General features: G+C 43.2%; 18 protein-coding genes and 1 pseudogene. 14 read left to right on the forward strand and 5 right to left on the reverse strand.

Annotation, left to right across the window (positions count from 1 at the left end; all coding sequences use genetic code 11):
* The first annotated feature begins 132 nt into the window (after nt 1-132).
* Nucleotides 133-2,556 carry an RNA polymerase recycling motor HelD gene (gene helD, locus MKX60_RS04425; protein WP_341060271.1) on the forward strand — a complete coding sequence of 808 codons (2,424 nt, stop codon included), beginning with the start codon at nt 133-135 and terminating at the stop codon, nt 2,554-2,556.
* Here helD and MKX60_RS04430 read toward each other — a convergent pair.
* Entirely contained in the window at nt 2,520-3,002 is a 483-nt protein-coding gene (locus tag MKX60_RS04430) for a VOC family protein (protein WP_341059142.1), read from the reverse strand. The genes helD and MKX60_RS04430 overlap by 37 nt on opposite strands.
* A 158-nt stretch (nt 3,003-3,160) precedes the next feature.
* Here MKX60_RS04430 and MKX60_RS04435 point away from each other — a divergent pair, with 158 nt between their 5' ends.
* The 7 genes from MKX60_RS04435 to MKX60_RS04465 all read left to right on the forward strand — a co-directional run bounded on the left by MKX60_RS04435 (nt 3,161) and on the right by MKX60_RS04465 (nt 11,498).
* Nucleotides 3,161-3,595, forward strand: coding sequence for an Lrp/AsnC family transcriptional regulator (locus tag MKX60_RS04435; protein ID WP_076285015.1), 435 nt, complete (start codon nt 3,161-3,163; stop codon nt 3,593-3,595).
* Nucleotides 3,596-3,695: 100 nt separating this feature from the next.
* Nucleotides 3,696-5,432 carry a sensor histidine kinase gene (locus tag MKX60_RS04440; RefSeq protein ID WP_149645521.1) on the forward strand — a complete coding sequence of 579 codons (1,737 nt, stop codon included), beginning with the start codon at nt 3,696-3,698 and terminating at the stop codon, nt 5,430-5,432.
* 5 nt (nt 5,433-5,437) lie between these two features.
* Nucleotides 5,438-7,018 carry a response regulator gene (locus MKX60_RS04445; RefSeq protein WP_305953466.1) on the forward strand — a complete coding sequence of 527 codons (1,581 nt, stop codon included), beginning with the start codon at nt 5,438-5,440 and terminating at the stop codon, nt 7,016-7,018.
* A gap of 168 nt (nt 7,019-7,186) precedes the next feature.
* Nucleotides 7,187-8,107: an ABC transporter permease gene (locus tag MKX60_RS04450; protein WP_042192982.1), complete on the forward strand. Its 921-nt coding sequence runs from the start codon at nt 7,187-7,189 to the stop codon at nt 8,105-8,107.
* A gap of 39 nt (nt 8,108-8,146) precedes the next feature.
* Complete coding sequence (locus tag MKX60_RS04455; protein WP_076285013.1) at nt 8,147-9,028, forward strand: carbohydrate ABC transporter permease; 882 nt, start codon at nt 8,147-8,149, stop codon at nt 9,026-9,028.
* 53 nt (nt 9,029-9,081) lie between these two features.
* Nucleotides 9,082-10,677 carry an ABC transporter substrate-binding protein gene (locus tag MKX60_RS04460; protein ID WP_042192978.1) on the forward strand — a complete coding sequence of 532 codons (1,596 nt, stop codon included), beginning with the start codon at nt 9,082-9,084 and terminating at the stop codon, nt 10,675-10,677.
* Between the two features lie 236 nt (nt 10,678-10,913).
* Nucleotides 10,914-11,498 carry a Crp/Fnr family transcriptional regulator gene (locus tag MKX60_RS04465; protein ID WP_042192976.1) on the forward strand — a complete coding sequence of 195 codons (585 nt, stop codon included), beginning with the start codon at nt 10,914-10,916 and terminating at the stop codon, nt 11,496-11,498.
* Between the two features lie 8 nt (nt 11,499-11,506).
* On the opposite strand, the gene MKX60_RS04470 is transcribed toward MKX60_RS04465, so the two are convergent.
* The 3 genes from MKX60_RS04470 to MKX60_RS04480 all read right to left on the reverse strand — a co-directional run bounded on the left by MKX60_RS04470 (nt 11,507) and on the right by MKX60_RS04480 (nt 14,415).
* Nucleotides 11,507-12,226: a DUF4386 domain-containing protein gene (locus tag MKX60_RS04470; RefSeq protein WP_341059145.1), complete on the reverse strand. Its 720-nt coding sequence runs from the start codon at nt 12,224-12,226 to the stop codon at nt 11,507-11,509.
* A gap of 106 nt (nt 12,227-12,332) precedes the next feature.
* Nucleotides 12,333-13,295 carry a GDP-mannose pyrophosphatase NudK gene (nudK, locus tag MKX60_RS04475; protein ID WP_341059146.1) on the reverse strand — a complete coding sequence of 321 codons (963 nt, stop codon included), beginning with the start codon at nt 13,293-13,295 and terminating at the stop codon, nt 12,333-12,335.
* A 1-nt stretch (nt 13,296) separates the two neighbouring features.
* Entirely contained in the window at nt 13,297-14,415 is a 1,119-nt protein-coding gene (locus tag MKX60_RS04480; RefSeq protein WP_445670740.1) for a MerR family transcriptional regulator, read from the reverse strand.
* A 292-nt stretch (nt 14,416-14,707) separates the two neighbouring features.
* Here MKX60_RS04480 and MKX60_RS04485 point away from each other — a divergent pair, with 292 nt between their 5' ends.
* The 4 genes and pseudogenes from MKX60_RS04485 (at nt 14,708) to MKX60_RS04500 (ending at nt 16,276) form a co-directional block, all read left to right on the forward strand.
* Nucleotides 14,708-14,992 (forward strand): alpha/beta-type small acid-soluble spore protein, encoded by a 285-nt coding sequence (locus MKX60_RS04485; protein WP_076285007.1) that lies wholly within the window; start codon nt 14,708-14,710, stop codon nt 14,990-14,992.
* Nucleotides 14,993-15,184: 192 nt separating this feature from the next.
* A pseudogene (locus MKX60_RS04490) lies at nt 15,185-15,367 on the forward strand (YiaA/YiaB family inner membrane protein); the annotation flags it as partial.
* 57 nt (nt 15,368-15,424) lie between these two features.
* Nucleotides 15,425-15,661 (forward strand): YiaA/YiaB family inner membrane protein, encoded by a 237-nt coding sequence (locus MKX60_RS04495; protein ID WP_306035596.1) that lies wholly within the window; start codon nt 15,425-15,427, stop codon nt 15,659-15,661.
* 27 nt (nt 15,662-15,688) lie between these two features.
* The gene (locus MKX60_RS04500; protein ID WP_341059147.1) at nt 15,689-16,276 is read left to right on the forward strand and encodes a DUF1349 domain-containing protein; all 588 of its coding nucleotides are present in this window, start codon (nt 15,689-15,691) and stop codon (nt 16,274-16,276) included.
* A gap of 97 nt (nt 16,277-16,373) precedes the next feature.
* Here MKX60_RS04500 and MKX60_RS04505 read toward each other — a convergent pair whose 3' ends face one another.
* Nucleotides 16,374-16,982, reverse strand: coding sequence for a TetR/AcrR family transcriptional regulator (locus MKX60_RS04505; protein ID WP_341059148.1), 609 nt, complete (start codon nt 16,980-16,982; stop codon nt 16,374-16,376).
* Between the two features lie 130 nt (nt 16,983-17,112).
* On the opposite strand from MKX60_RS04505, the gene MKX60_RS04510 reads away from it, so the two are divergent.
* Nucleotides 17,113-18,375 carry an MFS transporter gene (locus tag MKX60_RS04510; RefSeq protein ID WP_341059149.1) on the forward strand — a complete coding sequence of 421 codons (1,263 nt, stop codon included), beginning with the start codon at nt 17,113-17,115 and terminating at the stop codon, nt 18,373-18,375.
* Nucleotides 18,376-18,508: 133 nt separating this feature from the next.
* A complete protein-coding gene (locus tag MKX60_RS04515; protein WP_042194715.1) occupies nt 18,509-19,093 on the forward strand; it encodes a spore coat protein in 585 nt (194 codons plus the stop codon).
* The last annotated feature ends 52 nt before the right edge of the window (nt 19,094-19,145 follow it).

The raw sequence follows: 19,145 nt of genomic DNA on the forward strand, positions 1-19,145 counted from the left end.
GTTGATTTCACGAATTTACACATAAGTGTAACATCTTATCTACACTATTATAATACCATGTGGATTAACAGTTTGTCAAATTTTAATTTTTGCTTCTTTATAACAAGAATGAAAAGGAGCGTGTTCGTGAAGATGGTAAACGTAATGGATTGGCAGCAAGAACAAGATCGGCTTGATTTGGTTACGGAAAAGCTGCAATCAAGAATCGCAGAACTAGAACCAGAAGTGACTGGGCTACGTGATCAAGTGGTGGACATTCGCAAGCGGTTTTGGGAAGAAGTCACGGTCAATACGAGCACAGACGAAGATTTCGAAGAGACCTTCTACAGTATAAAGCAGCAAGAAGCATTGTTGTCCGAGCGAGAGCGCAGCCACCGGCAGCGGGTGCAGCGTTTTAAGAATATGAAACGGCTACTGCCGTCTCCCTATTTTGGGCGAATGGATTTTCAAGAAGATGGTTTGGGCTTGAGTGAGAAAATTTATATCGGAGTGGCTTCTTTCGTTGATGCAGACGGTGTGGACTTTCTGGTGTATGACTGGCGAACGCCTATTGCAAGCATGTACTATGATCATTCCCCAGGGCCATCTACTTACGAAACGCCGGGAGGACAGATTACAGGTGAGATGATGCTGAAGCGGCAATATCAGATCCGTTACGGTCAGCTCCAGAACGTGTTCGATACGAGCTTAACGATCGGGGACGAATTGCTTCAGCAGGTGCTTGGCAAAGGCGCAGATTCACAAATGAAGAGCATTGTGGCGACCATCCAGAAGGAACAGAACGCCATCATCCGCAATGACAAAAGCCGTATGCTTATTGTGCAAGGAGCGGCTGGCAGCGGAAAAACGTCCGCAGCGCTGCAACGGGTAGCGTATTTATTATACAAACACCGCGATAGGCTCAAGGCAGATCAGATCGTTCTTTTTTCGCCAAATCCGATGTTTAACAGTTATGTATCGACGGTGCTCCCTGAGCTCGGGGAAGAGAATATGCAGCAAACGACCTTTCAGGAGTACCTTGCCTATTGGCTCGGATCCACGATGAATTTGGAGGACCCCTTCGAGCAGATTGAATATGTACTGACGTCACAATCCTCGCAGGGGTATGAAGCACGGTTAACGGGGATGCAATATAAGGCTTCTGAGGCTTTCCTGCATGCTCTTCAAAGCTACGCGTTATGGTTAGGCAAAGAAGGTATGCTGTTCCACAGTATCCGTTTCCGGGACCGCGAGTTGATTACTGCGGAGCAAATGAAGTCGCAATTTTACAGCTACGACAGCTCTATACGATTGGCTAATCGCGTTGCTTTACTACGTGAATGGCTGCTGCGTGAGCTGACTAAGCTAGAGCGTCAGGAAATGGAAGCGCCCTGGGTTCAAGATGAAGTCGATTACCTCGACAACGATCAATATGCCGAAGCTTACAGTGAGGTGCTTAAGAAGTACCGGCGAGAGGAAGCTGTCTTCGATTTTACAGAGCAGTATCTTGAAATCTATGGCGATTTTCGTACTCAGAAGGACGGGGAAGAGAATGTCTTTGACTTTAGCTCGCAGGAAGATGAGTTGCTGCGTCGTATGATCGTGAAGGAGCACTTCAAACCGCTAAGACGGGATGCCAAACGGTTGAAATTCATAGATACGATTGGATTATACGAGCAGTTATTTAGGGATGAAGCCACTTATCAGAAAATGACGGGTGAGACCGAAGTACCTGATCAATGGCCAGAAATCTGTATGCAAACGAAGGAAAAGTTGAGCCATACCGAACTGTTTTATGAAGATGAGACCCCATTCTTGTATTTAAAAGAGCTTATCGAGGGTTCGCGCACGAATACAATGGTGCGGCATTTATTTATTGATGAAGGACAGGATTATTCGCCGTTTCAATTCGCGTTTCTCAAGCAATTGTTTCCCCGCGCCAGCATGACAGTACTCGGCGATTTCAGTCAAGCGATATTCCCGCAAGCGACGAATCTGCAAGAGGTAGATTCTCCTTTGATCCGGCTTTATGGTGAAGAGGAAACGAATCTATTTCGTTTAATCCGAAGCTATCGTTCGACTCGCGAGATTGTGGAGTTTACGAAGGCGCTGCTACCTAATGAAGAGATCGTGCCTTTTGACAGGGGCGGCAAGAAGCCGCACCTATTGAAGGCAAGCAATGAGGTGGAGCGGGCGGTACGGATAAAAGAGGAACTTGCGGCGCTTATGGCCGAAGGTCTCGACTCCATCGCCGTTATTACTAAGACTGCTGCGGAAAGCCGTGAAGCCTATGAAGCACTGCTTGCACAGGGGGGCGAGAATCTGCGGCTTATTACGAAGGAGACGCTCACCTTTGAGAAGGGAACGCTGATTATTCCTGCGTATCTTGCTAAGGGCGTAGAATTCGACGCCGTGCTAATTTACGATGCTTCTACTCAGACTTATCATCGGGAGAGCGAACGTAAACTCTTTTATACAGCTTGTACGCGCGCGATGCATCGGCTTCTGCTGTACACGACAGGCGATTGGTCGGGCTTTATTCAAGCCTTGGATACCTCTTTATATGAAGTAGTGTAATTAGACATATCAAAATCAACCTCTTCAAGAAATTCGATAACTTCCCCATTGGGGCTGTGAACGATCGCGTTCTTGATCAGAAGAGGCGGTTCACCAAGAGAAATAGAATCTGGTGCTATAAAAGCCTTTGCTCCATGAGCAAGGGCTTTTTGGTACATTTCATCGACATTATCGACGTAGAAGGCGAAATGTAAGAGTGCTCCGTGAGCTATATCCTCTTCAGACAAGGCTTTTTTCCCTTGGGCGGCAATGACTGCATCGTTATCAAAAATCTCTATGCAAGTTCTTTGATCAGGTGAAATAAGCATCGAAGCTTCTTTGATTTGAAAGGAGGGCAGACTCCAATGATGACCTAACTTAAATCCTAAGACGTCAATGTAAAATGAAATTGTTGCTTTATAATCTTTGGCTTGAATCGCTATATGTGCAAGACCTTTTACGCTCATTATTAATCACTCCTATATCTAATGTACTATTTATTATAGTTGGATTAAAATAGGAGATACATATATAAGATAAGTGTTTTATCCTGACATGGTTATTGAATATAAGGTATTTTAGTTGAATGGGTTTATTTATTAAAAAGAGCTAGGAGGCGCTTGATATGGAACATCTTATGGATGATATTGATAAAAAGATTATGCAATTATTGCAGTACAATGCTCGAATGCCCATTTCACAAATCAGCAAAGAGGTTTCGATGTCACAACCATCCGTTAAAGAAAGAATCATTAAGTTGGAGGAAAGGAACATCATATCGGGGTATCATACAGCTTTTAATTTGCGGGATCTGAACCGGGGTACGACTACTTTTATTCTAATCAAAACAGAACATTGCCAAGAGCTCACCGATTTTTGCAACGATGCTATGGAAGTTACCGATTTGTTCCGCATTAGTGGAGAATATAATTATCTCATTAAGGTACAGACCTCAACGATTGAGGCGCTTGCTGAATTTCAAGATCACCTTATAAAGTTCGGACCTTCCAAATCGCATATCAGCTTGAAAAATATTTTGGAGAACAGAGTGCTACTCTAAAGCGAAGTTTCCAAATACAAGATATAGTAACCGCTTTCTTTTCATTGTAAAATGGGTCAAAATAGCAGTCGTATGGATACGTATATAAGGGAGCATGCGCATGGAGAGGAAACTGTCTAGTAAAAAGTATATTCCATTCACATACAAGATGATGATTCCGTATCTCATTCTTGTATTGCTGACAGATGTGCTGGTTGGCTATATAGCCTATACAATGCTCGTAGAGTCCAGGACTGAAATGGCGGAAACGAATGTCCGGACCGCATTAAAGCAGACGAGGAACAACATCGAATACCAGACAGATGAAATCAAACGTATGACCAACTCGCTGTTTCTAAATACGAATTTTCAGAATGCCCTTCAGTTCAGGGGAGATCCTTTGGAAAATATGCTCAAAATGAGAGATGATATCGTTCCTTATATGAAGGCCCCTCTGCAACTGTATGGGAACAAGCTGAGACTTGCGCTTTTTACGGTCAATGAGACGATGCTTGAAATTACTGGTGATGATATGTCGACACCTATCGGTCGAAGTGATTATTATGTTCTTTCTGATCAGGTGATTGAGAATACGGAGTGGTTTAAGTCGATTGTTGCGAATAATCAAGACAGTTTGTGGCTTCAAGCGGATACCGACCGTGAGCTAGGTAATATTTCATATTTCCGTAAGCTCGTTTCTTCCAAGGCAGCACCTGCGATTATCGGATATATTCGCGTTACGGCGAGGATTGATGAGCTATTTGGTAATTTTGATACTTTTCCGATTGAACAGGGGATTGAACTTCGTCTGTTGGATAGGGCTACAGGAATGACTTTGTATGAACAAGGTGTTGCTGCTGAAGATACGAAACAAGATGATTATTTAATTATTAGTGAAGATATTCCGGTATCAAGCTATGTCATTGAGGCGCGCGTACCTCACTCTTATTTGAACAAAGATGCTAGTAGAATGCGGAAGGTGATTAGTACCGTTTGTTCCATCAGTTTTTTGGTGATGGCTATTATCGGTTTTCTAGTTGCACGTATATCTGGCAAGAAAATCAAGCGGATTGTGTATTTGGTTCGATCGTTTCAGGAGGGGAATTTTTATAAAAGAATCGGATTTCCAGGGAACGATGAATTTGTCTATATCGCTAATAGCTTCAACCAAATGGCGACCAGCATTCAGGAACTCATCCGGAACGTCTATGTGCAGGGCATTCAGAAAAAGCAAGCGGAGCTGGATGTGCTTCAAGCCCAGATCAGTCCGCATTTCTTGTACAATACGCTGTCGACCATCGGCAGTCTGGCCAATTTGGGGGAAGTGGAGAAGGTTACGCAGATGGTACAAGGCCTCTCCAAATTTTATCGACTCACATTAAACGATGGGCATGTATATATCTCCCTTGAAAATGAGCTGGAGCAGGTGAGGATGTATCTGGAAATTCAGAGAGTGAAGTATGCGGACGCCTTTGAGGTTTATTATGATGTCGATCCGGAAATTTTACAGGTGCCTATTATTAAGCTGATTTTACAGCCGTTTGTGGAGAATATATTCAAGCACGCCTGGTTCGGGGAGACTATTGCGATTCGTATTACTGGAAAGCGGCTGGGTGACCGCATCGAACTCAAGGTCATTGATAACGGGATCGGCATGCGGCCGGAGACACTTCAAAACATGCGATCAAGCGCATATCAACCAGGCAGCTACGGTCTGAGAAACGTGGAAGAACGAATTAAACTGCGATACGGTAGCGATTTCGGCATTCAAATCGGTAGCTATTTTGGAGCGGGAACGACAGTTCAAATTATTTTACCGGTGGAAAATGCAGAGATCAGGGAAGTGATGGGGGAGTGAGGAGTATGGCGATGGAGATCAATGTTCTGTTGGTGGATGATGAAGTAATCGATTTGGAATGGCTTAGACGGCGTGTAGCCGGCAGTGATCATTTGCCTTTACATAGCGTGAGAACGGCAACAAGCGGGTTTGCCGCTCTGAAAATGATGGAGCAGCACCCTGTTGATATCATTCTCTCTGATATCGGTATGCCGATTATGTCAGGCGTGGAATTTGCACGGAAAGCGAAGGAGATTAACCCAGAGGTCCATATTCTATTTATTAGCGGACACCAGGATTTCAATTATGCCAAGGAAGCGATTCAATTGAACGCATACAGTTATTTGCTTAAGCCTGTGGATGATGACGAGCTGAACGAGACGCTGACCGAACTCTGCACAAAGATTGAGAAAGAGAGGACGCAGCGTACTTCCTTGTCGGAAACGCTGACGCTTGTTAATCAGGAGCTACTGCTGCGTTGGTTTAATGAGGCTGCACCGGGACAGGTTGAAACGCACATTCATAACGTTCTCACGCCATACTTACAAGGTGCATCAGCGGTTGCCATCATTGAGATCGACGACATGGCGCGAAAAATCCAAACCTGGACGGAAGAAGAGCGGAGTTTATGGAGCAGCACTGCCAATCAGTTTATCCGAAAGTTTGCTCAGGATCAAAATTTGGGCATGGTGATTACGACTTATGACTATCACTTTGTGATCCTTGCTGCGGTTCAGGAACAATATTTTACAGCTTTGCTGGAAGAGTTGATTCGGGCGTTCTATCAGGAGTTCTCCTGTTCGATTACGATCGGAAGAGGAATGTACACAACCGACCCGGTCAAGCTACATGATTCCTATCGGCAGGCGCAGGCCGCGCTAAGCATTAAATGGATCGTAGGGAAGAATAGGTTGATCCAAGATGCCTCGGAATGGTCTCCAAAGGAAAAGATGGCTTCGGACTTAGAGGTTATTGTGGATCGTATGCTTAAAGCTATGCTCGACTACGACCTTACCACTATTGATGATTGCTTGCTTCAGCTATTTGCCGGAGACAGCCCGATCTCCCAGAAAAACGACATCTACGATATCATTATCCGGATTACCTCTAAGCTTCATGCTGATCTGCAGCAAATGAATGAGCATTTGTACGAGATTTTGAATTGGGATTCTCATCATCCTTTTGTGCTGTTTCAGTTTGAAACGGTGCATGATATCCTTTCGTGGCTGAGAAGAAGATTCTTTGAACTGTCGGAGCTGCTTTATTTGAAACGCCAAAGGCAAAAGCGCAAGTTAATTGATGAAATTACGGAGTATGTGAAAGAAAGATTAGATCAAAAAATAACGCTAAACGAGGTCGCCGCACATTTCGACTTTACCCCTAACTATCTGGGGCATCTGTTCAAAGTCGAAACCAATAGTCTCTTCAGCGATTTTCTAAGTGAATTGCGTATGAAGCGGGTATGCGAGCTGCTCGAGGATCCTACGAAGAAAGTATACGAGATTGCGGAACAAGCCGGATATAAAAATATTATTTATTTCAATAGGCAGTTCAAGCAATATATGGGCATGTCGCCCGGCGAGTACCGGAAGAAAAATAAAATCTGAATCGATTACTTATTGAGGAGGCCCATGTTCTATATGGAACAGGGCTTCTTTTTTATCGAAATTGTTTATGAATCGTTGAATTAGTATTATGTTTAGTTGTTTCGCTGAATTATCTCACCGCCGCCGTCCTTTTATAATGAGAGATATAGAGAAGAAAGGGGTGCAAAGATGAAAGGGCATACATTTTGGAGCGATTTAAAAAACTATAGGGTTCTGTTGCTGATGCTGGCTCCGGCGGTTGCTTTTTTTCTTTTGTTTGCCTATGTCCCAATGGCGGGCATTATTATTGCCTTCAAGCATTATGATTACGCGGGCGGTATTTTTGGAAGTGCCTGGAACGGGCTCGATAACTTCCGCTTTTTCTTTGAATCAGGAGATGCCTGGCGGGTAACACGGAATACAGCATTGTACAATATTGCATTCATCGTTGTAAATAACTCTTTGCAAATTTTTGCAGCCATTATGTTGTTTGAGGTCGGTGGCAAATGGTTCCGCAAAATTACGCAATCGGCGTTGTTTCTTCCCTACTTTATTTCATGGGTAGTTGTCGGCGCGATTGCCTATAACCTGCTCAATTATGATATTGGTACTGTGAACGCACTCCTTAGAGGGCTCGGGCTAGAACCTATTGATATTTACAATACGCCTGCCTACTGGCCGTATATCCTAGTTCTCGTTTCCGCCTGGAAAGGCCTTGGATACGGAACAGTAATGTACTTGGCCGCGATTACGGGCATAGATACTGAACAGTATGAGGCAGCTGAAATCGATGGCGCCAATATTTTTCAGCGGATCCGGAAAGTGACGATTCCAAATCTTTACCCGACGATTATTATTTTGGTGCTGCTGGCGGTCGGGAATATTTTCCGCGGTGATTTCGGGATGTTTTATAACATGATCGGCAATAACGGTTTGTTGTTCTCTTCGACGGACGTTATCGATACTTTCGTGTTCAGATCGCTGATTACTTCGAATGATATCGGCATGTCGGCTGCGGCTGGCGTTTTCCAGTCCGTTCTTGGCTTCGCAACGATCATGACTGTGAACTATGCTGTTCGCAAATACGATAAAGACCGCGCCTTATTCTAACCGCATCAGAGGTACAGTTTTCATAATGGAGGTAACGATATGAAGCAGCTCGATCGTAAAATATTCTCGGGTATTGGTTATGTATCCCTAATCTTTCTCGCAATTTTATGTATATTCCCGTTTATACTTGTCGTATCTTCATCGCTGACGGAAGAGTCAAAAATATTAACAGATGGCTATCAATTTATACCTACGGCCTTCTCAACAGAAGCCTACAGCATTTTGTTTAAGTATCCCGACCAGATGATTCAAGCCTATATGGTGACCATAGGCGTTACTATAATAGGCACACTGTTTGGTTTGTTTCTGACTTCGATGACAGCTTATGCGCTATCCAGAAAAGATTTTAAATGGCGTAATAAATTTTCATTCTTCTTTTTCTTTACAACTTTATTTAACGGCGGTCTGGTTCCTTGGTATCTGCTTATGGTCAATTACCTCCATATCAAAGATACATTGCTGGCTTTAGTGATTCCGATGATGCTCAACGTCTTCTACATCATTGTTATGAAGTCGTTTATGGGCAGCATTCCGGAAGCAATCGTAGAATCGGCTAAAATTGACGGTGCAGGCGATTTTAAGATCTACGCTCGTCTAATCCTGCCTCTCTCTAAGCCGGCGCTAGCGACTATTGGTTTGTTTCTGGCTCTTGCCTATTGGAACGACTGGTACAATGCCCTTCTATTTATTTCCGATGAGAAGCTGATGCCGCTTCAATATTATTTGTACAAAATGCTTGGCAATATGGATGGCATGCGAAAAGCCATGATGGGTGCAGGAGCAGTCGTAACCACATCGATCCCAAGCGAGAGCTTGAAGATGGCAATGACGGTTGTAGCTACAGGTCCGATTCTGCTCGCTTATCCATTCGTTCAGAGATATTTCGTTCAAGGCTTGACGATTGGCGCTGTAAAAGGATGAACCCGGGGAAATCCGGTTTATCAATATAATTAATACAAGGGGGAAGGCTTGAAATGCTGAGAAAAAATAGATTCATTATGCTCGCACTCGTTTTAACCTTCGTAATGATTTTGAGCGCATGTGGTGGTGGCAACAACAACGCCAATACACCCGCTAAGGCTACCAATAATGCCGCTGAGGTAACAAGTGAGCCTACAGAAACAGCGAGTGCAACGAATGCAGCCGAAACTTCAGATACCATAGACACCTCTAAAGAAGTAAAGCTGAAAATGATCTTCGTTGGGCCTAAACCGATAGACTATGATAGTGTTTTTGCTGAAATTAATAAGAAACTGAAAGAAAAAATTAATGCGACCCTTGAGGGCGAGTTCTTGGACTGGTCTGACTGGGCTCAAAAATATCCACTGAAGCTGGCGGCAAATGAAGATTTTGATCTCATCTATTCGGCAAACTGGGCTGGTTATAATGATCAGGCACTGAAAGGCGGATTTCTAGAATTAACCGATGAGCTAATTACCAAATATATGCCAAAAACTAAGGAAGCTATGTCAGATGTGAGCTGGGATCAGGCAAAAGTAAACGGCAAACTGTACATGGTTCCACAAAACAGAGGGGAATCTGTTGAAAAGCTGATTCTCTATCGTGAAGATTTGCGTAAGAAATACAATCTTCCCGAAATCAACAGCCCGGAAGCATATGCTACTTATTTGAAGACGATAGCAGAAAAGGAAAAAGGAATTACACCGTTCACTCCGGAAACGGGAGACTGGAAGTATCATAACTTGGACCGTGTATTATTGAAGCAGCAAAACGAATGGAATATGTTTGATCTAGATCTTCCATTTGCCTTCAAATTGACCGATGAAACAGGTAAAGTCTTTAACGTCTATGAAACGCAAGAGTTCAAAGATCTACTCGTGTATTACAAAGATCTCGCTGATAACAATGCTTGGTCGAAAAACGTTCTGAACAGTAAAAATGATCATCAGGCGGATTTTAAAGCAGGTAAAACCGCCTCGATTACGCACAATAACGGAACACTTGGAGCACTCATGGCTTTAATGCGCCAAGAAAATTCTCCTTATGAAGTAGCGTTGGCTGATATTAACCAAGGGAAGAAAAAATCAGTGGCGATTTCTACACAAAACGGTACGTCGATTCATGCGACTTCCAAAAATGTAGAACGTTCCTTGATGCTGATCGATCTGATGCAAAACGATAAAGAACTGCACGACCTGATGATGTACGGAATTAGTGGCGTGCACTATGAACCGGTTGGCGACACCAAATATAAAGCACTCGACAAAAATCCGAACTTTACCGGCTTCTCTAATTGGAACTTCAACTCGCCACTCAACCTTGACAATGAAGCATTCCCTCAAGAAGCTAACGATCTGGCTAAGGGCTGGGAAGCTAACGTCTACCACTATGCCCTTGAAACCTTTGTATTCGACAATAGCAAAGTGAAGACGGAAATTGCCAATGTGGGCAATGTAATGCTCCGCTATGCCATTCCGCTCGAGTACGGCGTAATTAAAGATATCGACAAAGGTCTTGCAGATCTGAACAAGCAGCTGAAATCAGCTGGTATTGATAAGATCCAAGCCGAGCTGCAAGCGCAAATCGATGCTTTCTTAGCGAACAAATAAGACACAGGATAGTGGAGGCCCAACAGTCATGAAATGGCTGTTGGGCCTCCCTGTTTTTTGAGATCGATTGTATATGAAGGCGCTATCGGACACAGCCGAGCGGAGTATGAGAGTTGAAAGGTTGGATTTGTCTTTGTATGAGCTAGTATAATAAGGCAAGAAGCTCCCTCTCGGGAGCCTAAATAGCTTCAAGGACATCATAAGCCGGCCATTAGCTTCGGAGATTGGAGAGAGATATGAAAAACATATTGTATAAGTACATGAGTAAATTTACATCTCTTAACGAAGAGGATCAGCAGGATATTGTTGAGGGTATCCTTATAGAGGAATTTAAAAAGGGGACAGTGCTCCTTAGACAAGGAGATGTTCCCACAAAATGTTTTTTCGTGCTAAAAGGTTGTGTTAGGCAGTACTCGATAGATGAATCGGGAAAAGAAGTCACATCTAATTTCTACACAGAAGAGCAAGCGGCTTCGATTTTTAATCGGCATCAAGAAAGTAAGCCCTCTGCGTACACCTTAACCTGTCTGGAAGATAGCACATTGGTGGTTGGTGAACTTAATGCGGAACAAGACATGCTTCACAAACACTCGCAATTGGAAACGATGATCCGCAAAATGGTAGAGGAAAACTTAGGTGAGGTACAGGATGAATTAACTTCATTTATCGCTTCCAATCCTGAAGAACGTTACAAAGCTTTGTTGCGAAAAAGACCTCACTTACTCACTCGCGTACCTCAGCATCAATTGGCCAGCTATCTGGGGATGACACCAGAGTCATTAAGTAGAATTAAGAAGCGGGTTCATTCCAGTGATAACTAAAAAGAAAGTCATACAGTTTTGTGGAGTTTTCCTCCTCTAAGCAGCAGCCATATCCCAAAGCCTAGTTCTCCTACAATCATAGGAATAGTGAAAAAGTAATTTAATGTTGTAATGACCCCTTCGTATTGTGGAAGAAATATTTTGCTTAGATGAATGATCATATAACCTATTGAAGCAAGCAGCAATAAGATGCCGATTACTTTAGGGATGATGTCAGACTTTAAAGCCACATAGCCCACAATTAACAGATGCCCACCAAAAACGACCAATCCCATAGACCAAATCCATTGAAATGCTTCCAGAAATAACATCATAATTGCTTGAGTCTGTTCGATTTTTAATGAGGAAAAGTCGATTGTATTTCCCGTGAGCAGCAGCACAACGATCAAGTTTAGTATAGCGATTCCCAATATAGCGGAATAGGTTAGACGAAGCCATGCGCCGAGTAAGGAGAGCTTTTGGTTAATCGGTTCTAGAAACACATAAAACGCCCAGGCGACCAGGATGTCAGTAATCATAATGATGATCCAACCCAAAATTTCACCTTTGAAAAGGTTAGTCGATGACACAAGGTTATTGAATGTGACGCTGGCATCGCCCTGAACAACAAGATTCTCATGGACAAAGCCATACGAAAAAAATGAGGCAAGGGTCATGATAATAAGTGAGATTCCAGCAGTTAAAGCGGACTTTCGCTGATTCGATAGATCTTTTTCTGAGATAGCCATAGATAGCCTCCTAAAGGACTTTTTATTTTCATTGTAATTAGGAGTAGTATGGCGGGCATTGACTTAAATCAAGAGTGCATCATCAGACAGAAAAAAATGCTTATTATCACAATAACGGAAGTTCATCCAGCCGTTCGTAAATCAACAATCCTTTCTCTTGCGCAACCTGTACCATTTCATCGGCACCCTGAGATGATCCTCCAACTCGAAGCACGGCATCACAGTAATTAAGCAGGCGAATGGAAGACGGATGGAAAATCCGGTTGAAAACGTCGTCTCCTAGATTAGTGGAACCGGCTGTAGCAATAAGAGGCAAAGCATACCACTCCCCCAGCACTGGCATATGCCCAGCCTCGTAAACTTGAAGAGCAATTTTATTCATGTATTTGACATTTTCCTCGATTAATACTGGATCATCATTGGTTCCAGAACGATACGGGCCAGCGATAAGGATATGCAGCGGTTTTGATTTTACCTTCAAGAGACCTTGGATCTGAGCGTATTGGAGCAGCATTACCGTCTTAGCATCACGAATCTCGCCGCTTTGGACCATGTCAAGCGCTTGAGCAAACGAAAGTTCCACTACTTCAATATTTTCCTGTTCCTCCTCAAGTCCCCCACCCGGACCTTTTGTCATGACATCACTATACTCAGCTACAAAGAAGTGCAGGGTTTCGGTAACAGATCCTGGTGACATATAGACCTCGCCAACTTTCTGCACTCGGTCGATACGGTACCCCGTCTCTTCCTCCGTTTCCCTCAGAATACTTTCTTCTGGTGTTTCTTTATCGAGTAGCCCCGCGCAGGTTTCGATAAGCATTCCAGTCACATTGCCGTTTAGATAAGTAGGCATTCGGAATTGTCTCGTAAGTACGATGGTTTGTTTGTGTCGATTATAGAGTAGAATGGTCGCTCCGTTGCCTCGGTCATACACTTCACGGGATTGTGTCTCCCATTGTCCATTTTCTTTTTCATACTTGAATGTGATCTTCTTTAAGGTGTACCAGTTATCCGATAGAAGTTCCTCTTTTATGATCCGTACTCTTGGGTTGTAATGCTGTGCCTTCATCTCATTTCCTCCCTAGAAAAATCCCATTTTCTTTAGTCATTTCGAGGGCTCCATTCTCCTGTAGAAGCCGATTGACGTGGTTTCGAAATTCGTCTATAGCCGCACCGACAAGTCGCTCTTTTGCGTTCATCGGGGTCGATATCATATATTCAATCAGGGGTTCAGCTTCGTCGACTAACAGACGGTCGTCGTAACGTAGTAACCGAAGATCGGAGAAGCAAGAAGACAGCAGGTCTCCTCCGTTACCCAGATTAAATCGTTTAATAGCTTGATCCAATACATGAAGGTCGGGGTCGAACGAGACCGCCAATTGTTCAATCTCTTGTAGGTGTTGAGTGCTCATTGTAGAGGTGCATATTATACCTCCTCGCTTTAGTACGCGGTGTATCTCGTGGATCGCTTTAGGGATGTCCGGCACGTGATACAGCATGTTGTTAGCGATAACCACATCGAAATGCTCATCGTGGAAGGGGATTTGTTGCGCGTCAACAGATAAGAGCTTAAACTGTGAACTTTTACTTCCTAAGCGGCAACGTGCTTCTTCTACCATCCCGCTCGAAATATCAGTAAGTGTGATGCGCCAACTGCTTGGAATTCGTTCGGCGTTTCTTATCCAAAAGGTTCCATCGCCGCCACCTAACTCTAGAATGTGGGCTCCAGGGTGCACCTCCAGTTGTTCAAACACCCAATTATGCCAGCCTTGCGGATTTGTACTGAACTTGTCATAAAGATGTATCCGCGTTTGCAAGCGGCTCGCCGTCCGATACTGTTCCCCCCAATCTTGCTTACTCTGCAAGGTTTGAATAACATTTGCTAAGTGGTTCCAATCAGACCGATTGACCGACATTTGCATAGCATCTCGTATTGCATGAACTACATGCTCCGTATGAGTGATTTTTCTCTGTAGAACATCGAGCTGTGCTTGTAATGAATGTCTGATCTCCCCTATGGATAGCGACTCTGCATCTAAGATGTCTTTTATTTCTTGAAGTGATAGCCCTAAGTATTTCAACGTTTGAATTTGCTGCAATTTTTCTAGGTCTTTCATGTTATAAGATCTTATCGATCCCGCATGATGATTTTCTGGAATTAGAAGCCCAATCTGATCGTAATATCGCAATGTCCTGACCGTTATTCCTGTACGCTTTGCAAGCTGCCCTGTCGTTAAATAGTTCTCTTTGTACATCCTTTCTCACATCCAATCGATTGCTCCAGCGTGTTGTTCTCAGTTAGTATAGCAGGTGACGTAACGTCACCTTCAAGCAAAATTTATGCATAAGAAACAGAGGGCAAGCACCCTGACAGCAGTTGGCCTTTCAGCGCCCTCTTGGAAATAATCGGAGCAAATCAACAGGGGTGGAGATTTCGTTTTCCGGGCATGTTACTTAAAACATGTTAGGAGGGGATAAGGGATGTCCAGAAGAAACAGGAAATATGCAGTGCCGGGAGTCAATCGCGGAATGCAAACGTTTAAAGCCGAGGTGATGCGGCGCGAGGGTTATGATGTAGATCCGGAGCGGCCTGATGATGTGAAATATGAAGTCGCAAAAGAACTTGGTATCCCATTGGAACACGGTGAGAATGGACATTTGAGTACAGAATCAGTGGGTCAGATTGGCGGAAAAATTGGTGGATCGATGGTCCGCGAGATGATTCGTCTTGCACAGCAGCAATTGGTGGATCAGGAAAGGGAGTAGCATTTTTTCTAAATCATAAAGTTGCAGAAAATATAGGAGGCGGCTTTAGTCCTGAATTGCCTGGGACTGAGACCGTTTTCTTTGTGTTTTCCCAAAACAACCTAATTAATGGTAGAATTTTACCGATGTTCCACGGTATAGTGAAGAAGGCTATAACACCATTCAATTCTGTATTGGGAGAGGAATCGTCAGATGAATCAGAGGTATCGTAAACGCAACACAGCTGCTTTCACAGGGGTATCGTATTTTGCATTGGCTGCAGGTCTTTTTCTATTCTGTTTGGGGGTGTACAACGACGATTGGGAATTGAACGTGAAAGGGTATTATTTGCTTTGCATGGTGTTAATTACGATTAGCTGTATCGTTGTGCAAAAGGTCGTTAGAGACAACTCAGAGGATAAAGAAATTAAGCTAGAAAATCCGAAACACAGGATGAGAAATACAGGGGCTTTCACAATTATGGCTTTTGCAGGCTTGGTTATTGGGTATGTAATGTTCTTTATTGGTCTGTACAATGCTCCATTTCAATTGAATGTAAAGGGGTATTATATAGCTGTTATTCTGTTGATTTCATATAGCGCCGTTGGCGTTCAGAAAGTGACGAGAGATAACGCGGAGGACAAAGAGATTCTCGCCGAGCAAGATGCCAGGAGGGACATTCAAGGGTAAAGAGGGACCTAGATAAGGAGTAGTGAGATGAAATTTTTAAAAGAAAATCTTTTTTGGCAGTATCCAGTAAGCACTTTTTCTATTACAGATGAGAAGATTGAAATTGTAACTGAGCCTAATACTGATTTTTGGCAACGTACCTATTATGGATTCAGAAATGATACTGCACCTGCGCTGCTAATGAGGACTGACGAGAAATACTTTTCTTTAATAGTGAAAACTGATTTTGACAGCGCTCATAGATTTGACCAGTGTGGAGTCATTATTTATCAGGACAGTGACAATTGGTTCAAGGCATCGATTGAATATGAGAATGAAGAATATCAAAGATTGGGTAGTGTAGTTACGAATCACGGATATTCGGATTGGGCAACCACAGATATCGACGCAACAATAAAAACAATGTATTACAGATTAAGTCGGCGTGAGAGTGACTTCTGTGTTGAAAATTCTCTTGATGGGATTACATTTAAGCAGATGCGTATTTTTCATTTGTTTGAAGGGAGTGAGCATATCAACTTTGGTTTATATGCTTGTAGCCCAGAGGATTCGTCATTTAAAGCAACATTTACAGAAATACAAATCACAGAGTGTCAGTGGTTGGAACATAAATAAAGTTAAGGAACTAAGAATAAGCTAAAGGAGCCTCGTGAGTAGTGACGAAGCTCCTTTTTATTTTGAATCTTTGTATGTTAAAAAAGTTTTGAATGAACTAACTAGGTTCGCGTAGGCACTCTTTTTTTAAATAAGCAGCAAAGCTCTTGATATTCATTCGTATATGCCGATTATTGCCCTCGAGCTTACTCATCATGATGCCGCCCTCCATGATGGAAAGGGAGAAGGTAGCTAGTGCCTCAATATCGAGATCAGGTTTGAATTCACCACTTTGTACACCTTCAGAAATGATTTTCTTTTTGGATTCCAGTGTGCCTATTAGGGCTTGCTGGGCTTTTTCACGCAAGCCTGGATGACTGTCGTCGCTTTCAATAGCCGTGTTAAGGAGCGGGCACCCCCCAATAAAAGGTGGCGCTTCAACTACTTTCTCGTACACATGTAAATAAGCTAATAGCTTGCCAGAGGCCGTTTCTTGCTGACTAATGGCATGAGCTAGTTGGGCCCCCACAATACTACCCGCATAGCTAAAGGCTTCATATGCAATCTCATCCTTACTGGAAAAATGACGATAAATTCCACCTTTCTTAATGCCTGTCAATTCAGTTATATCAGATAAGGATGAGCCCGAATATCCTTTCTGGTTAAACAGTTCAGCGGCTTTAGCTATGATGTAATTGCGAGTCTTCTCACCCTTTTCCATTGTCATCCTCCGTCCTTAATTGTATATGTACACGTAGTATATCAAATGAAATAATTCTGTTGCAAAGAAAAGCATCTATGCTATTATAAAAGATACCAATCGGTATCTTTTATAATAGACAGGAGTGGAAACCATAATGGAAACGACATGGTTTAAGGAATCCAGGTATGCATGGATTGGATTAGGATCTCTCTGGGTTATTGGATTTATTGGTGCATTGACTCGCTTCAGCTTGTCTTTTTTTCAGGTGCAAATATCGACGGATTTACAGATTAGCAGGGGATTCATCTCAATGGCATGGTCCACCAATTTATTCATCGTAGCCGTATGCGCACCTTTGGGGGGCTGGCTCGTGGATCGTTATGGCACAAAGAAGATACTAATGTTAAGTGCAATCATGAGTACTTTGGGTACTGGTATTGTCGTGTTAGGCCACCATCCTATTGTCTTTTTTATTGGATACGGTGTTATCTCTGGTTTGGCAGGTATTGGGGCGACGACAAATTATATATTGATGTTTGAATGGTTTCGGCATCATCGGGCTAAAGCAATGGCCTTGCTGGCGAGTGCCTCTTCTGTAGGATTAGCGATTATTACACCCATTTTCGTATCCATGGACTGGCTGACTTGGAAAAACGCCTTTATGGCTTCTTTTATCCTAGGTGTTTGTGTAACACTTCCCGTAATTTGGTTAGGAATTAAGAGTTCACAACAGAAAAATACGGAGAGAGCTCCTTCGGATCGTTCAATAGAAGTCGAAGGTCAAGATACATCACCTAGAGTAACTCCACCGTCCAAAAAAATTATTTCTATTCCTATCTTTGTCGTAGTCGCGATTGCGCTGTTCACCTGCGGTATCAATATGGGATCCGTCGAGATGAATTTGGTAGCCATACATCAGTTGGCAGATGTATCACCAAGCATGATCGCCTTATCTATGAGCATCCTTGGTATTATGGAAATCACGGGGGCACTCATTTGCGGCTATTTTCTGGACCGATACAATAAATTAATGATGATGTCTCTATTGTATGGCATTCGTATTATAGGTTTTGCTTTCCTCTTTATGCACTTGGGAAGTTCACCTATTCTTTTTGCTATAGCGTTCGGAATTACCTACTTAAGTGCATTACCAGGTGGAATGCTTGTCATTAATGAGTTTGCAAAGGGTAAAGGAAAACATACTGGTGTTCTACTTCTCATGCACCAGGGCGGCGGTATAGTAGGTGTATTAATCGGAGGCCTATCCTTCGATTATTTTGGGAATTATCAGAACTTAATTGTAGTTGATGTTATAATCTGTATCCTCGTAACGCTAGGGTACTTCGGATTATTCACGACACATAGAAGGAATCTTCGGATTCAAAATAAGAAGGTTGCAGTAAGTGAGGCACTTTGACTTAGATATGGAGGGATGTAAATATAACTGCGTGCATAATTGGCTATCTTGTCCTTCATATTATAGAGGGTACTCATCTAAGAACAAAGGAGAATATAATTTGCAGCAGCAACCACAGTTAGGAAGTATAACGATGGGCGGACAGCAGCTAGGTCATGGCGCTCACGAAATGTTCGATGTGCACGAGGTATTGTCCTGCCAGATCAATTTACTGGACCAGTTCATGATGTTCAGAACCTTTGTACAGGATCAAGAACTACTGTCTATCTTGGATCGGCAGTACAATTTCATGCTGGATCAGTACAACTTGACCTGCCAATGTTTTAAGACAGGGCAAAAGCCAAGCCAGGAAACGGCTACCTATCTTATCCCGAATATGACACAGCCGGTTTACGGTCTCCAACCGGCCCCGCCCAAGAAGCCTAACTCGTCACTGGCGGATGTGAAAGATGCGGGCGTCAGCGGGTATATGCTGGGTCTAATCAAATCCCATGCCTCACTGCTGGCCATGTCTTCACCGGAAGTGACGAACCCAGCGTTGCGTCGGGTGCTGGCTTCACAGGTGCAGCATTTTATTGAAATGGGATATGAGTTGTTCCTTTATCAGAACAAACATGCCTATTATCAGGTTCCGCAGCTTCAGGTTTCAGTAATACAGCAGATGCTGGATGCCTATGTTCCCGCTGCCGGATCTCCTCAGATGCCCGTAAATAATTAGGGCGCTGACCATTCTAACTGTAGAAGACCCGACTCGCTTGTTGTTGAACAGG

It is taken from the genome of Paenibacillus sp. FSL R5-0914, from assembly GCF_038004525.1.
Taxonomy (GTDB): Bacteria; Bacillota; Bacilli; order Paenibacillales; family Paenibacillaceae; genus Paenibacillus_AQ.

Excerpts from the sequence above, each read along its gene's own strand:
- helD (WP_341060271.1), top strand. The coding sequence starts at position 133 with ATGGTAAACGTAATGGATTGGCAGCAAGAACAAGATCGGCTTGATTTG.
- MKX60_RS04430 (WP_341059142.1), bottom strand. The coding sequence starts at position 3,002 with ATGAGCGTAAAAGGTCTTGCACATATAGCGATTCAAGCCAAAGATTAT.
- MKX60_RS04435 (WP_076285015.1), top strand. The coding sequence starts at position 3,161 with ATGGAACATCTTATGGATGATATTGATAAAAAGATTATGCAATTATTG.
- MKX60_RS04440 (WP_149645521.1), top strand. The coding sequence starts at position 3,696 with ATGGAGAGGAAACTGTCTAGTAAAAAGTATATTCCATTCACATACAAG.
- MKX60_RS04445 (WP_305953466.1), top strand. The coding sequence starts at position 5,438 with ATGGCGATGGAGATCAATGTTCTGTTGGTGGATGATGAAGTAATCGAT.
- MKX60_RS04450 (WP_042192982.1), top strand. The coding sequence starts at position 7,187 with ATGAAAGGGCATACATTTTGGAGCGATTTAAAAAACTATAGGGTTCTG.
- MKX60_RS04455 (WP_076285013.1), top strand. The coding sequence starts at position 8,147 with ATGAAGCAGCTCGATCGTAAAATATTCTCGGGTATTGGTTATGTATCC.
- MKX60_RS04460 (WP_042192978.1), top strand. The coding sequence starts at position 9,082 with ATGCTGAGAAAAAATAGATTCATTATGCTCGCACTCGTTTTAACCTTC.
- MKX60_RS04465 (WP_042192976.1), top strand. The coding sequence starts at position 10,914 with ATGAAAAACATATTGTATAAGTACATGAGTAAATTTACATCTCTTAAC.
- MKX60_RS04470 (WP_341059145.1), bottom strand. The coding sequence starts at position 12,226 with ATGGCTATCTCAGAAAAAGATCTATCGAATCAGCGAAAGTCCGCTTTA.
- nudK (WP_341059146.1), bottom strand. The coding sequence starts at position 13,295 with ATGAAGGCACAGCATTACAACCCAAGAGTACGGATCATAAAAGAGGAA.
- MKX60_RS04485 (WP_076285007.1), top strand. The coding sequence starts at position 14,708 with ATGTCCAGAAGAAACAGGAAATATGCAGTGCCGGGAGTCAATCGCGGA.
- MKX60_RS04495 (WP_306035596.1), top strand. The coding sequence starts at position 15,425 with ATGAGAAATACAGGGGCTTTCACAATTATGGCTTTTGCAGGCTTGGTT.
- MKX60_RS04500 (WP_341059147.1), top strand. The coding sequence starts at position 15,689 with ATGAAATTTTTAAAAGAAAATCTTTTTTGGCAGTATCCAGTAAGCACT.
- MKX60_RS04505 (WP_341059148.1), bottom strand. The coding sequence starts at position 16,982 with ATGACAATGGAAAAGGGTGAGAAGACTCGCAATTACATCATAGCTAAA.
- MKX60_RS04510 (WP_341059149.1), top strand. The coding sequence starts at position 17,113 with ATGGAAACGACATGGTTTAAGGAATCCAGGTATGCATGGATTGGATTA.
- MKX60_RS04515 (WP_042194715.1), top strand. The coding sequence starts at position 18,509 with ATGGGCGGACAGCAGCTAGGTCATGGCGCTCACGAAATGTTCGATGTG.